Source organism: Enterococcus sp. AZ104 (genome assembly GCF_050546705.1).
Lineage (GTDB): Bacteria > Bacillota > Bacilli > Lactobacillales > Enterococcaceae > Enterococcus > Enterococcus faecalis.
The window spans coordinates 638,329-653,165 of record NZ_CP172952.1; the positions used below are offsets into that span (position 1 = coordinate 638,329).

Annotated in this window: 8 protein-coding genes; 6 read left to right on the forward strand and 2 right to left on the reverse strand. The window is 36.4% G+C overall.

Going from position 1 to position 14,837, the window contains the following annotated elements:
* Positions 1-242: 242 nt before the first annotated feature.
* Positions 243-548 (reverse strand): helix-turn-helix transcriptional regulator, encoded by a 306-nt coding sequence (locus IGJ37_RS03125; RefSeq protein WP_002355748.1) that lies wholly within the window; start codon positions 546-548, stop codon positions 243-245.
* Between the two features lie 822 nt (positions 549-1,370).
* On the opposite strand from IGJ37_RS03125, the gene IGJ37_RS03130 reads away from it, so the two are divergent.
* Both IGJ37_RS03130 and IGJ37_RS03135 read left to right on the forward strand, forming a co-directional pair.
* Positions 1,371-4,016, forward strand: a complete 2,646-nt coding sequence (locus IGJ37_RS03130; protein WP_002355749.1) for a calcium-translocating P-type ATPase, PMCA-type — start codon at positions 1,371-1,373, stop codon at positions 4,014-4,016.
* Positions 4,017-4,349: 333 nt separating this feature from the next.
* Entirely contained in the window at positions 4,350-6,356 is a 2,007-nt protein-coding gene (locus IGJ37_RS03135; protein ID WP_002381294.1) for a KUP/HAK/KT family potassium transporter, read from the forward strand.
* 69 nt (positions 6,357-6,425) lie between these two features.
* Here the strand turns inward: IGJ37_RS03135 and IGJ37_RS03140 are convergent, their stop codons facing one another.
* Entirely contained in the window at positions 6,426-7,124 is a 699-nt protein-coding gene (locus IGJ37_RS03140; RefSeq protein WP_002381295.1) for a helix-turn-helix domain-containing protein, read from the reverse strand.
* Positions 7,125-7,248: 124 nt separating this feature from the next.
* Here IGJ37_RS03140 and IGJ37_RS03145 point away from each other — a divergent pair, with 124 nt between their 5' ends.
* From IGJ37_RS03145 to polA, 4 genes are all read left to right on the forward strand, one after another.
* Positions 7,249-9,393: a heavy metal translocating P-type ATPase gene (locus IGJ37_RS03145; protein ID WP_325815012.1), complete on the forward strand. Its 2,145-nt coding sequence runs from the start codon at positions 7,249-7,251 to the stop codon at positions 9,391-9,393.
* 123 nt (positions 9,394-9,516) lie between these two features.
* Positions 9,517-10,941, forward strand: coding sequence for a helix-turn-helix domain-containing protein (locus IGJ37_RS03150; protein WP_002361338.1), 1,425 nt, complete (start codon positions 9,517-9,519; stop codon positions 10,939-10,941).
* Positions 10,942-11,009: 68 nt separating this feature from the next.
* Positions 11,010-11,921, forward strand: coding sequence for an aldo/keto reductase (locus IGJ37_RS03155; RefSeq protein ID WP_002355754.1), 912 nt, complete (start codon positions 11,010-11,012; stop codon positions 11,919-11,921).
* A 187-nt stretch (positions 11,922-12,108) separates the two neighbouring features.
* Complete coding sequence (gene polA, locus IGJ37_RS03160) at positions 12,109-14,757, forward strand: DNA polymerase I (RefSeq protein ID WP_325815013.1); 2,649 nt, start codon at positions 12,109-12,111, stop codon at positions 14,755-14,757.
* Positions 14,758-14,837 lie beyond the last annotated feature (80 nt).

Below are 14,837 nucleotides of genomic sequence, written 5' to 3' on the forward strand. Positions count from 1 at the left end.
CCCTGTAAATAATAAAGTTAGAAACCAAAACGCTACTAGGACAAAAGTGCTTAGTAGACAATCTTAGAATAAAAAGAACGGCGCAACCACGGTTGCGCCGTTCTTTTTTTATGTAAGAAAAGATTAATTATTGAAACAACAATACGAAGAAGTGCTTTCTTCGTATTGCCGGTACTAAGTTGTACCTCGGCAACTCCAAGTACAATCAGAAAAATTGTCTTGTTAAGTACAGCTTATACTGTTTAGGCTTCTTGTTCTACATCGTCATTCAGTGTTTCTTTGAAGGTGAACACATCATCAATGGTTACGCCAAAGACGTTCGCGATGTCATGCGCAAGAAGTAATGAAGGATTGTACTTGTTTCGTTCCAGTTGAATAATTGTTTGTCGAGAGACACCGACTCGATTGGCCAAATCTTGCTGGGTCATACGAGCCATAGCACGATAAACATGAATTGAACTTTCAAACGAAGATTTTTTCTTTTTTCGCATAGCATTCCCTCCTTTAAAAGAAGATAAAATAGAATGTGCACCTTGAATATAACACATATGATTATTTGATACAAATATATTTTATTGCCTAAAAGAAAAAACCGAGCTTAAATTTAAGCTCGGCCTTGTTAACGGGAAGACATCAATTGGTTGAATAAGTGTTTACATTTCGCGATACATGTAAAGCAAAAGGTGAACGTGATGCGGTGAAACTAAAACCTTGTTTTCATACAGTTTCGACGCTTGGATGGTGGATAACTTGCGTTAGGTGATAACAGATAGGGTAAATGCTTTATAGAAACTCCATCCTTCTATAACCTTTCCCTATTTTCCGATACGAGTTATCACTAACAATTACTCTACACGTATTGTTTACAGGTGAATCTTGCAATTCTAACAACTTTGAGTTTACCGATTTTTATCTACTGAGAAAATCTTCAACCAATTGATTTGCATGTCCTCCTTACACTTAAAGAATAGCACTTTTTGGAAGCGTTTGCAAGTTATAACTCTTATTAATAAGATTAAATATAATATTTTTCTGGTTATTTTATAACATGTAAAATAAATAATTGTGCGAACTAAATAACATTGTATTTTTTGTTGTTTTTGTGTTGAATATATAGAAATAAACTATTTTTTTATCAGACAAAATGAAAAAAATGTCCATTGCTTTTTGGCTGAATTCGTTTCCTTTTTCATAAAATTCCCATAATCAAATAGAAACATTGCTGTAGCAACAACGAAAATACCAGTTTTTTCTGGATATATGAGAGAACGCTAAGCCAAAGATGAAAAAAGTTGCGTGTTCAAAAAAAATCATGTTATATTTAATAGAGACACTATTATATAGGAAGAAAAAATTAGAGGGGGAATAGGATGGAAGCTTACAAGCAATCTGTCGATACTGTCACAAAAGAAGTTTCAGTCAATACTGAAACTGGTTTAACACAACAAGAGGCCCAACAACGGCTGAAAGAAAATGGCCGCAATCAATTTGAAGAGGCTAAGAAGGATTCTGTGTTAAAGAAATTTATTCACAGTTTATCTGATTTTACAACGATTATTTTATTAGTTGCTGCGGCAATTTCGTTTTATACAGCAATCGTAACAGAACATGGCGAATATTTTGAAGGAATCTTAATTATTGCAATTGTGATTATCAATGCTGTTTTAGCCATTGTTCAAGAAGGAAATGCTGAAAAATCTCTGGCGGCTTTACAAGACATGAACAAGCAAAGTAGTGCAGTCTTACGAGATGGCAAGGTAATCGAAGTCGATGCTGAAGAACTAGTAGTAGGAGATGTTCTAGTTCTTGAAGCTGGTTCAATGATTACAGCCGATGCACGACTTATTCAAGCTTCTCAAATGCGCGTAGAAGAGTCAGCACTAACAGGTGAAAGTGAACCTGTTGAAAAAGATCCTACATACGTGGGGCATGACGATGATGGCTTAGGAGATCAAATAAATATGATTTTCAAAGGCTGTACCGTTGTGAATGGCCGCGGACGAGCAGTAGTAACTGCAACAGGAATGAATACAGAAATGGGTAAAATTGCTGGGTTACTGAATAACAGCGATCAACAAAAAACACCATTACAAAAACGCTTGAATCAATTAGGCAAACGTATTAGTTTGTTAGCCTTAGGGGCTGCAGCAATTGTTTTCATTATTGGTGAACTGCAAGGAGAACCGCTTCTTGAAATGTTTATGACAGCCGTTTCCTTAGCGGTGGCAGCTGTACCAGAAACACTAACCGTGATTGTAACGTTAACCTTAGCATATGGTGTTCAAAAAATGGCTAAGAAACATGCGATTATTCGTCGATTGCCAGCAGTAGAAACGCTAGGAACTGCGAATGTTATCTGTTCTGATAAGACAGGAACACTGACACAAAATAAAATGCGTGTCCGCCGAGTATGGCATCGTGGTGATGAAGTAACGGATACGGAAGATGCCATGACCGATGAAGCCATGGAAGTATTGAAAATGGCTGCTTTATGTACAGATGTCATTGTGGAAAAAGAAGGCGATGAACTAACTGTTACAGGGAATCCGACAGAAGCGGCAATTGTTCGTGCTGTCGAAGAAAATTATCATACTAAAGAAGAACTTGAAGAAAAATATCCTCGTATTGGTGAAATTCCCTTTGATTCAGAACGAAAAATGATGACTACGGTCCATCAATGGGGGAAAAAGTACATCTCAATTACTAAAGGAGCCTTTGATGTGTTACTACCTCGTTTTGGTTTCGGAGATGTCGATCAAGCGGCTATTGTTAATGATCGTTTCGGAAAACGAGCGTTACGAGTTATTGCTGTCGGTTATGCCGTATATGATGAACCACCCAAGGAAATTACATCAGAGGCTTTAGAAAAAAATCTTCGCTTGTTAGGCTTAATTGGCATGATTGATCCACCACGTCCAGAAAGTAAGGGCGCCATTGCTCGTGCGAAAAAAGCTGGAATTAAAACAGTCATGATTACTGGTGATCACGTGGTAACAGCCAGTGCAATTGCTAAAGAATTAGGAATTTTAAAAGATAAAAGTGAAGCCTTATCTGGTTCAGAACTGAAAAAAATGAGTGATGAAGAATTAGATAAACGGGTTAAAGATTTATCCGTTTATGCACGTGTAACCCCTGAAGATAAAATTCGAATTGTTCAATCATGGCAACGTTCTGGCGCTGTTGTAGCAATGACCGGAGATGGCGTGAATGATGCGCCAGCTTTGAAAGCTAGTGATGTCGGTTGCGCAATGGGGATTACTGGAACAGATGTGGCCCAAGGCGCTTCAGATATGATTTTGACGGACGATAACTTTGCAACTATTGTTGATGCGGTTGCGCAAGGACGTGCCGTGTACCGAAATATTCGTAAAGCCATTAACTTCTTATTAAGCTGTAATATTTCTGAGATTTTTATTGTTTTAATTGCCATGTTACTTGGTTGGGGTGCGCCATTTACTGCAGTTCAACTGTTGTTTGTTAACGTGGTCGCAGATGGGTTACCTGGTTTTGCATTAGGAAAAGAACCAGCGGAAAAAGGAATTATGGATGAGGCACCAATCCCTAAAAACGAAGGGATTTTTGCACGAGGCTTATGGCAAAAGATTGGGATTAATGCAGCAGTGTTCACAGTCATTACTTTGTTTGGTTTTTACCTAGGTGCCTTTGTACCAGGTGTTTCAGCCTATGTTTCAAACAGCTATGAAGTTGGACAAACAGTGGCATTTTTAATCTTAGCTTATTCCTCTATCTTACATGTCTTTAATGTTCGTAGTGCGAACTCTGTTTTCCGTGTAAAATTATCAAGCAACAAGTCGCTCTTTGAAATGGTCGTTTTAGCATTACTAATTACCACAACCATTGCTTTATTACCATTCACACAAGAACTATTTGGATTAGTGCATATTAGTTTAAATCATTGGATGTTAGCAATTTTCCTATCCTTTGTGCCAATTTTCGTCAATGAAATGATTAAGTTCCATTTCTCTGAAGTCGAAGAGGAAGAAGAAGTGATTTAAATTTAACAGGAATAAAAGGAGCTACTTTTGTTCAGGGAATTATCTTAATAGTTAGCAAGTGGGGCAGCAGTCGTTTCGACTGCTGCCCCACTTATTTTTGATTTTCCTTTTTTCAAAATAGGTGGGTTTCTTATCTAAGATGAACATTCTCTAATAAAAAGACTTGCTAAACGATTTAAAACGTATTATAGTGAGTAGCATCGTTAGTCAAAAAGCGCTTTTTGACTAATGAAAAAGATATATAAAACGTTATATAATAAAGAGTTTTAAAAGTTTTTATGGAGCTGTTGGTTAAACTAAACGAAGTCATTTCTTTTGTAGGAGGAAAGTATTGTGTTACACAAAGCAGAGGGGTTTGATCGTCGGAAATTTACGATGGCAGGGATCTTAGTTGCTATGGGCGTTGTCTATGGAGATATTGGAACGAGCCCTTTATATGTAATGAAAGCCATTGTAGGAGATAATGGTGGCTTGGCACGGGTCTCTGAATCGTTTATTTTAGGTTCGGTCTCATTAATTTTTTGGACATTGACTATCTTAACCACGATTAAATATGTTGTTATTGCTTTAAATGCTGATAACCATGGAGAAGGTGGGATTTTCTCTCTTTATACATTGGTTCGTAAAAAAAGTAAGTATTTGATTATTCCCGCAATGATTGGCGGCGCCGCTTTACTGGCTGATGGCGTTTTGACCCCAGCTGTGACAGTGACGACAGCGATTGAAGGCTTACGGGGGATTCCAGCATTTTTTGAACGTTTTGGCAATGACCAAACGATTATAGTGGTTATTACGTTGACGATTATTTTAATTCTTTTTTCTGTTCAACGATTTGGAACAGAATTGGTCGGGAAAGCTTTTGGGCCGATTATGTTCTTGTGGTTTACTTTTTTAGGCATCATTGGTTTAATGAATTTTAGCCAAGATTGGACGGTTATTCGTGCATTAAATCCATATTATGCTTTGCAATTACTAGTCAGTCCAGAAAATAAATTAGGTCTATTTATTTTAGGGAATATTTTCTTGGCTACAACTGGTGCTGAAGCTTTATATTCTGATTTAGGGCATGTAGGAAAAATGAATATCCGCATTAGCTGGCCGTATATTAAGATTTGTTTGATTCTTAATTATTTAGGGCAAGCTGCGTGGTTATTAACGGTCAAAGAAAACCCTGAAATGCAGGCATTAGCTGAAATTAACCCATTTTTCCAAATGATTCCACGAGGTATTCTCGTATTTGGCGTTGTTTTTGCAACAATCGCAGCAGTGATTGCTTCGCAAGCGTTAATATCAGGTTCGTATACTTTAGTTTCTGAAGCGATTAAATTGAAGTTATTACCAAGACTTAAAATTATTTATCCTGGGAGCAATATCGGTCAAATGTATATTCCAGCGGTAAATTTAATTTTGTGGTTAGCTTGTTCAGCAATCGTGCTGGCGTTTAGAACATCGACACACATGGAAGCTGCGTATGGTCTATCGATTACGATTACGATGTTAATGACAACCATTTTATTGTTGTTTTATCTTTTGGATAAAATTCCAGCTTGGTCTGCGTATCTAATTTCCTTGTTCTTTGCTGCCATTGAAGTTGTCTTTTTCTTTTCAAGTGCTGCGAAGTTTTTCCATGGTGGATATGTTGCTGTGGGAATGGCAGTCTTCTTGTTATGCATCATGATTATTTGGGAACGCGGCAACGAGATTAAGGAAGCGACGGCGGAACAAGTGTCGTTGGAAAAATATGTACCACAACTTAAAGCTTTGAAAGAAGATACATCTGTACCTATGTATCAAACCAACGTGGTCTTTTTAACCTCCGATCGAGTGGATGGCGAAATTAATCGTAATATTATTTATTCGATTTTGGACAAACAACCAAAACGAGCGAATGTTTATTGGTTTGTTAATGTTCAGGTAACAGATGAACCCTTTACTCAAGAATATTCTGTTGACATGCTAGGAACTGATTTTATTGTGCAAGTTCAGCTATATTTAGGCTTCCATATTTCTCAAGAAGTGAATGTATATTTAAGACAAATTGTTCATGACTTGATGAAAACAGGCCGCTTGCCAAAACAGCCGCAACGTTATTCATTAACGCCAGGGAGAGAAGTTGGCGATTTCCAATTTGTATTAATTCAAGAAGAATTATCTAACGTTTCTGAACTGAAAAAATGGGATCGACAAATTATGCAGGCAAAATTAGCTATCAAAAACTTAACTACCTCTCCTGAAAGTTGGTTTGGCTTGGAATACAGTGAAGTCAAATATGAATCCGTTCCTTTAATCATTGGTCCACAACGGAAAACGCACTTAGTCGAACGAAAGAATCGTTCATAAATAGAAGAAATTTAACTAAAAGATTGAGCCTAAGTCCTTGAGATACATGGCTCAATCTTTTTTGTAGAATCAGAGTAAATACTGTAATTCCACAAAGAATTCATTTAAAAGCGTTTGGTCTTTAAAGGAATTCATCCGCTTAAAGATGGCCAGTAAGACTTCTTTTTGTGGCTCAGTTAATTGATCTACTTTTAACAAAGGAAGAAAAGCGATAATCAGAGAATAATCCAATTCTGGATTTTGAGAATGTGTAAATAATTCATGGAGTTCTGACAAAATAAACGGATGATAATAAGATTGGTCAGACTGTTCTTCTGCAGTTGTTGGTTCATAAATAGAAATACTCTCTTGGGAATGAGAGGGGGCTTCTACTGTTAAAGGAAAAGCATAAAAGGACTGCTGTAACTTTTGCGCTTGAATCATAATTTTTAAGGAATCGTGATAGGATAGCTGTTCTTCAGATAAACGTCCCATCAACTGAGTAAAAAAAGGTGGTTTTAGCAGTTGTTTATTTTGAAAATTTTCTTTTAATAGCTGGCGCACAAATCGATCAAAATCACCATAAAGTAGCCAATCTACTGTTGTGTCACAGGCTTTAGCGATTTTTTTTAAGTATCGTTTATTGGGTAAATTCAAACCTAATTCCCAGTTACTAATTGTACTTCCACTAGATAAACCAATTTTATTGGCTAAATAACGTAAAGTGTACTTCTTCTTTTTTCGAGCTTCACGCATGCGCGCCCCGACTTGCTTTGTAGTAATTTTCATTGAAACACTCCTTTTGTAATAAATATGAGGATAAGGTGTTCTTAAAATATACATACGCAAAATTCGGCTCTTTTTTTTCTAAACTAAAAAAAGTAATTATTTCTAACAATTTTCATCTTGTGCTATGCTTAAGATGAAAATACTTAAGAAGAGAAGGGATCATATGTCAGCAAAACATAATCATGAACAACACCAGGAAAAACAGCCAACAATGTCCCACGATAAAATGAATCACATGAATCATGATATGGCGCATGAACAAATGGCTATGTCACACCAACATGAAGGAATGAAGGGAATGGACCATTCAATGCATATGGGGAATTTTAAACAAAAATTTTGGCTGTCATTGATTTTAGCTATTCCGATTATTGTTCTTTCACCAATGATGGGTTTTCAATTACCTTTTCAATTTACTTTTCCAGGTTCTGATTGGTTGGTCTTAATTTTAGCAACTGTGCTATTTTTTTATGGTGGACAACCATTTTTAAGTGGCGCTAGAATGGAATTACAGCAAAAGAGTCCAGCAATGATGACGTTAATTGCGATGGGGATTTCGGTATCATATTTTTACAGCTTATATGCGTTTTACATGAATCATTTTACGAATCAGGCCCACGTGATGGACTTTTTCTGGGAATTAGCCACTCTGATTGTTATTATGCTTTTAGGCCATTGGATTGAAATGAATGCTATTTCTAATGCTGGTGATGCCTTGAAAAAAATGGCTGAACTGTTGCCTGACACAGTCAAGCGAATGACTGAACATGGGGAAGAAGAAATTCCTTTGCAAGATGTCCAAGAAGGCGATCGCTTGATTGTTCGTTCGGGAGATAAAATTCCGACAGATGGTAAAATTTTGAAAGGAAGCACAACAGTCGACGAATCGATGGTTACAGGGGAATCAAAAACAGTAGAAAAAAACATTGGTGACTCCGTGATTGGTGGAGCTGTCAATGGCAACGGAATGATTGAAATTTCGGTAACTGGCACGGGGGAAAATAGTTACCTGTCAAAAGTTATGGAGATGGTTAAACAAGCGCAATCGGAAAAATCAAAACTAGAATCCATTTCAGACCGTGTAGCCAAGTGGTTATTCTATATTGCCTTATTCGTAGGTGTGTTAGCATTTATCGGTTGGTTACTCGTAACGAAAGATTTGTCTCTAGCATTTGAACGAATGGTTACAGTTTTTATTATTGCCTGTCCCCATGCGTTAGGCTTAGCAATTCCTTTAGTGATTGCTAGAAGTACCTCCATTGCTGCTAAAAATGGCTTACTTTTAAAAAATCGGAATGCATTAGAACAAGCCAATAAGGTTGAATATGTGTTGCTGGATAAAACTGGAACTTTAACAGAAGGACAATTTACAGTTACTGGCTTAGAATTAATGAGTAAGCAATTCACTAGAGAAGAAGCACTTAAATATATTGGAGCATTAGAAAAAAATGCAAACCATCCGTTGGCAATTGGGATCATGAACTATTTAAATAAACAAGCCGTTCAACCTTATGAAGCCCATAATCTGCAAGCTTTATCAGGCGTAGGACTGGTTGCTACTGTTCAAAACCAAGAAGTCAAAATAGTCAATGAAAAAGAAGTTGCACGGTTACAGTTAACCTTCGATGAAACAATTAAAACAAACTATCAAGAGCAAGGAAATACCTTGAGCTATTTAATCATCGCTGGTCAATTAGTCGCACTGCTTGCTTTAGGAGATAAAGTCAAACCAGAAGCTAAAACATTTATTGCAGAGTTACAAACGCAAGGAATTACGCCAGTCATGTTAACAGGGGATAATCAAACAGCCGCCAGTGCAGTTGCTAATTATTTAGGAATGAAGGAATACTACGCAGAGCTCTTACCAGAAGATAAAGAAAAAATTGTGCAACAATATCTTACTGAGGGACATCAGGTCATGATGGTAGGAGACGGTATTAACGATGCACCAAGTTTAGCCCGTGCTTCAATCGGCATTGCGATAGGCGCTGGTACAGATGTAGCGATTGATTCGGCAGATGTTGTACTGACGGATAGTGATCCTAAAGATATTTTAAGGTTCTTAGATTTAGCCAAACAAACACGACGTAAAATGATCCAAAATCTTTGGTGGGGAGCTGGGTACAATATTGTCGCCATTCCTTTAGCGGCTGGGGTTCTTGCACCAATTGGGATTGTTTTAAATCCAGCTGTAGGTGCTGTCTTGATGTCATTAAGTACAATTATTGTAGCAGCAAATGCTATGACACTGCATATTTCAAAAAAATAATTCGATATAATTGTAGAGAGCGGAAAGTAATCAATACTTTTTGTTCTCTATTTTTTTCTTCTTAAAAAAATTTTTGCCTTATTTGACGTATTCTTATAACAAGGGAGTGAAAGGGGACGATATATGGATTTCAAGGAATTATTGTCTTTTGAACATAAAAATATGTTGGAATTGTTGGATTTACTGCAACAAGAGCAGACATTTTCTGTTTTGATGGCTGCAGAAAAACTAAAGGTGAGCGACAAAACCATCCATTGTTACATTCAACGTTTTGAAAAAAAGCAGGAAGCGTTTAAGATAGAAGGGCTTTGTAAGATTTATACAACGACCAAAGGAATTGTAAAATATCGTGAATTATGCGTTTGTGGCTTGGCTCGATTTAGACAAAAATTTTGTTATTTTATTCCCGAATTTTATATTTTACGTTGTCTAATTGAAGAGCGAATCAATTATGCGCAATTGACCCAGGTATTGGGATTACAGGAATCAACTCTTCGGAAGAAACTTTCTAATATTCGACGTTGGCTAGTTAATTTTGATATTATTGTACGTCAAAAACATTACGATTTAACTGGCAATGAATGGCAAATTCGACAGTTAATCCTTTGTTTTTATTTGTTTTTTCAAGAAAGCTGTCTAGAAGAAAACAGAGAAATGACTCGGAAAATCATTACCTTTTTTGAGTTGGATTTAAATGTAGCACAACAGAATCATCTTAGTTGGCTAATTTATATTTGGGAGAGACGATACCGAGGCGGGCATGAAATTTCAGTGCCAAATGCTAATTTATTTCAACAAACAAGTGCTTTTTTTTATTTATTTCGTGTGGAAGTGTTGAGCACTTCTTTTATGTCTCTTAAAGAACAAAAAGCGTTATTTGTGATTCTTGAAGCACATTTTGGTGGTTGTTTTGGCAAGAGAGCGCGAAAGTATTTTATTCATGAGCAAATGAAAATAGAAAGTTTATGCTTAAAAACAGCTATTTTTATTATGAAAGAAATTAGGAGAAATTTTACACAACATCATTTTAATTATCAAGAAATTCATTTATGTCGATTTTTAAGTACGCATATGAATAGTTTATTAGACGGACAAGCATGGTTGCCAGCTCATAAACAGGAACAAACACTCGCTGCTCGTTATCAACAAACCTGGCACAGATTACAAAAACTAATTAGGCTTTTAAAGCGCCTATATCCAGTCTTTACTTCAGTAAAAGAAAGGGAATTGACGAGTTGCTATTTTTATCACATCCTAGATTTATTTGACCCGATTTTATATGAAAAAAAATATATTATTTGCCTATTGACGGACTTTCCTCCAGAAAAGGAACAAGCGTTGGGGCAATCTATAAAAAGCTATTTCAGTGAAAAAAAGAATATTACAATTATTCATGGAAAACCAACGTATCAACTTCACCAAGCACACCTCTTAATTGTCAATCATTTATTTCAGATGAACGTAGCGCTTTCTTCTAAGACAGTGGTTTATTTGCCAGAGGAATTATCTCCTGCTTTTTTTGAAAAAGTCGAAGCGAATCTACCGTAAGAAGTCCAATTTTGTCTAAATAGTGTTAAAATGAAGAAGTAAGAGGAATGGATGAGGAGGATATTAAAATGAAACAACTGCAATTTGGTACAAGTGACGAAACAGTTTCTTCAGTTATCTTAGGATGTATGCGCTTAAATGGTGCTGAAAATCCTCAACAGGTAATTGAAACTGCTTATGATCATGGCATTACATTTTTTGATCACGCCGACATTTATGGTGGCGGCGACTGCGAAACCATTTTTGGTAAGGCCTTAAAAGAAAGTACCATTCGTCGTGAAGATATTTTTATACAAACGAAATGTGGGATTCGTCAGGGCTTTTTTGACTTTTCAAAAGCACATATTTTAGAAGCGGTCGAAGGGAGTTTACAGCGTTTAGGTGTAGATTCAGTCGATGCATTATTGTTGCATCGTCCAGATACTTTAGTGGAACCAGAAGAAGTAGCTGAAGCTTTTCATTTATTAGAAAAACAAGGGAAAGTTCGCTATTTTGGTGTAAGTAACCAAACGCCAGGACAAATTGAACTTTTAAAAACAGCTGTTAAACAACCGTTATTAGCCAATCAATTACAATTTGGCATCAAGCATACTGGCATGGTAGATCAAGGCTTACAAACAAATATGGAAATATCAGGAAGCATTGATTATGATCATGGTATTTTAGATTATTCACGGTTGAAACAAATGACTATTCAAGCATGGTCACCGTACCAATATGGTTATTTTGAAGGTGTCTTTATTGGAAATGAAAAATTCCCTGAGTTAAATCAAAAATTAAGCGAATTGGCTGAAAAATATCAAACAACGCCAACTGGCTTAGCCAGCAGCTGGATTCTGCGCCACCCTGCTAATATGCAAGTCATCGCAGGAAGTATGAATCTTGGTAGAATTGAAGAAATTGCTAAAGCAGCAGACATTGTGATTAGTCGCGAAGATTGGTACGATATTTATCGTGCAGCGGGAAATGTTTTGCCGTAAAAAGATTTTCGTACTTGTGAAGATCCAGCGTGTATTGCTGATTGATTTTGGTATTTGATATAGTTGTCACTAAGGAACTATGTCAAATACCTTTTTCTTTCATTCTGCAATCGCCGTCTACTGCAAATTCTGTAGTTTTTTGTTAAAATAGAAAGGAAACTAGTTTGCTAAAGATGAGGGGAAAAAAATGACCAAAAAAAAATTATTACTCGTTGATGGAAACAGTGTAGCCTTTCGTGCATTTTTTGCGCTACATAACTCATTAGAACGATTCAAAAATAAGAACGGCTTGCATACAAATGCTATTTATGCGTTTAACAATATGTTTGAAAATGTAATGCAAAAAGAAATGCCTACTCATGTTTTAGTCGCTTTTGATGCAGGGAAAACCACATTCAGAACAGAATTTTATTCAGAATATAAAGCCGGACGTTCAAAAACACCTGGGGAATTTAAAGAACAAATGCCGTATATTCGTGAACTTTTAGAAGGTTTAGGCGTAAAATATTATGAACTACCTAACTATGAAGCAGATGATATTATTGGTACATTAGCCAACAAAGTTGATAAAGATGAATTTGATGTTGTCGTGTTATCAGGGGACCGAGATTTGACACAATTAGCGACGGACACTGTCAAAGTAGATATCACTGTTAAAGGAGTTAGCGATATTGAATCATATACGCCTGAGCATATTGCTGAAAAATATGATGGGTTAACGCCTAAGCAAATTATTGATATGAAAGGGTTGGCTGGCGACACGTCGGATAACATTCCAGGTGTAACGAAAATCGGTGAGAAAACCGCGATTAAGCTGTTAAAACAATATGGCTCAGTTGAAGGGGTTTATGAGAATATCGATGAAATGAAAAAAAGCAAAATGAAAGAAAACTTGATTAATGATAAAGAGCAAGCCTTTCTTTCTAAACGTTTAGCGACAATTGAAGTCAATGCACCAGTCGAAGTCAATGTGGAAGACTTGGCATATGAAGGGAAAAACTTAGAAAAATTGGTTCCTTTTTATAAAGAAATGGACTTTAAACAATTTTTAGCTAAGTTGGACATTACAGAAGAACCTGTTGAAATGGAAGATATTTTATTTGAAGTAGTCGAAGATCAGTTAACCAATGAAATGTTTACAGACGATATGGCTCTTTATGTTGAGATGATGGAAGATAACTATCATACGTCACCGATTGTCGGCCTTGCTTGGGGCAACAACAAGAAGATTTATACCACGAATAATTTAGCTGTTTTTGAAAGTCAGCCATTTATCGACTGGTTGATGGATGAGACACGTAAAAAAAATGTCTATGATGCAAAACGGACGTACGTTGCACTAAATCGCTATGTAGGAAAAATGACAGGGATTGCCTTTGATGTTTTATTGGCTGCTTATTTACTTGATACCAATGACAATAACGCTGATATTGAAGGTGTAGCACAACATTACGGATATGATGCGATTCAATCTGATGAAGCCATTTATGGAAAAGGGGCCAAAAAAGGCTTGCCAGAGGACGAAGAAGTTTTCTTTGGTCATTTAGCACGTAAGATTAAAGCTATTCAATTTTTAACAAGCAAATTAGATAGCGAATTAACAGAAAAAAATCAAGCTGATTTATTCTATAAAATGGAATTACCACTTTCTCGTATTTTAGGCGATATGGAAATAACTGGTATCCGTGTTGATGCCACGCGCTTAAAAGAAATGCAAGTAGAATTTTCAGAACGCTTGAAAGAAATCGAAGAAAAAATCTATGCAGAAGCTGGCGAAGAATTTAATTTAAACTCACCTAAACAATTAGGCGTTATTTTATTTGAAAAAATGGGCTTACCTGTGATCAAAAAGACGAAAACTGGTTATTCAACAGCGGTGGATGTTTTAGAACAACTAAAAGAACAAGCACCAATTGTGACAGATATTTTAACTTATCGTCAAATTGCCAAAATTCAATCGACCTATGTTGAAGGACTCTTAAAAGTAATTCAGCCAGATAATAAAATTCATACTCGGTATGTACAAACACTGACCCAAACAGGACGATTAAGCTCAGTAGATCCCAATTTACAAAACATTCCTATCCGTTTAGAAGAAGGCCGAAAAATTAGAGAAGCGTTCGTACCAAGAGAGGATAATTGGTTGATTTTCTCTTCTGATTACTCTCAAATTGAGTTACGTGTGCTCGCACATATTTCTAATGATGAGCATTTAAAAGAAGCGTTTGTGGAAGGACAAGATATCCATGCCAGCACTGCAATGCGAGTTTTCGGTGTTGAAAAAGCAGAAGATGTCACACCTAACATGCGTCGTCAAGCTAAAGCGGTGAATTTTGGAATTGTCTATGGTATCAGTGATTATGGCTTGTCCCAAAACTTAGGCATTACTAGAAAGCAAGCGCAACAATATATTGACACCTATTTTGAAAAATATCCAGGCGTGAAACAGTACATGGAAGAGATTGTCCGCGATGCCAAAGACAAAGGCTATGTGGAAACATTGTATCATCGCCGTCGTTATTTAAGTGATATTAATTCAAGAAACTTTAATCTACGTTCGTTCGCTGAACGTACAGCGATTAATACACCGATTCAGGGAAGTGCCGCAGATATTTTAAAAATTGCGATGATTGAAATGGCGCGTCGTTTAAAAGAAGAAAAATTACAAGCGACAATGTTATTACAAGTGCACGATGAATTAGTTTTTGAAGTACCAGAATCAGAATTAGAACAATTAAATCAACTCGTCAAAGAAGTGATGGAGCACGCAGTTTCCTTACATGTGCCACTTATCACCGATAGCAGTTGGGGAAAAACATGGTATGAAGCAAAATAATAGCTTACCCATTAAGAACGATGAATAAAATAAGGATAAGTAGGATCTGGACGTTGGTATCTAAGCGTTCAGACCTCTTT

Coding starts and splice junctions, on each gene's coding strand:
- IGJ37_RS03125 (WP_002355748.1), bottom strand. CDS start 548: ATGTGTTATATTCAAGGTGCACATTCTATTTTATCTTCTTTTAAAGGA.
- IGJ37_RS03130 (WP_002355749.1), top strand. CDS start 1,371: ATGGAAGCTTACAAGCAATCTGTCGATACTGTCACAAAAGAAGTTTCA.
- IGJ37_RS03140 (WP_002381295.1), bottom strand. CDS start 7,124: ATGAAAATTACTACAAAGCAAGTCGGGGCGCGCATGCGTGAAGCTCGA.
- IGJ37_RS03145 (WP_325815012.1), top strand. CDS start 7,249: ATGCTTAAGATGAAAATACTTAAGAAGAGAAGGGATCATATGTCAGCA.
- IGJ37_RS03150 (WP_002361338.1), top strand. CDS start 9,517: ATGGATTTCAAGGAATTATTGTCTTTTGAACATAAAAATATGTTGGAA.
- IGJ37_RS03155 (WP_002355754.1), top strand. CDS start 11,010: ATGAAACAACTGCAATTTGGTACAAGTGACGAAACAGTTTCTTCAGTT.
- polA (WP_325815013.1), top strand. CDS start 12,109: ATGACCAAAAAAAAATTATTACTCGTTGATGGAAACAGTGTAGCCTTT.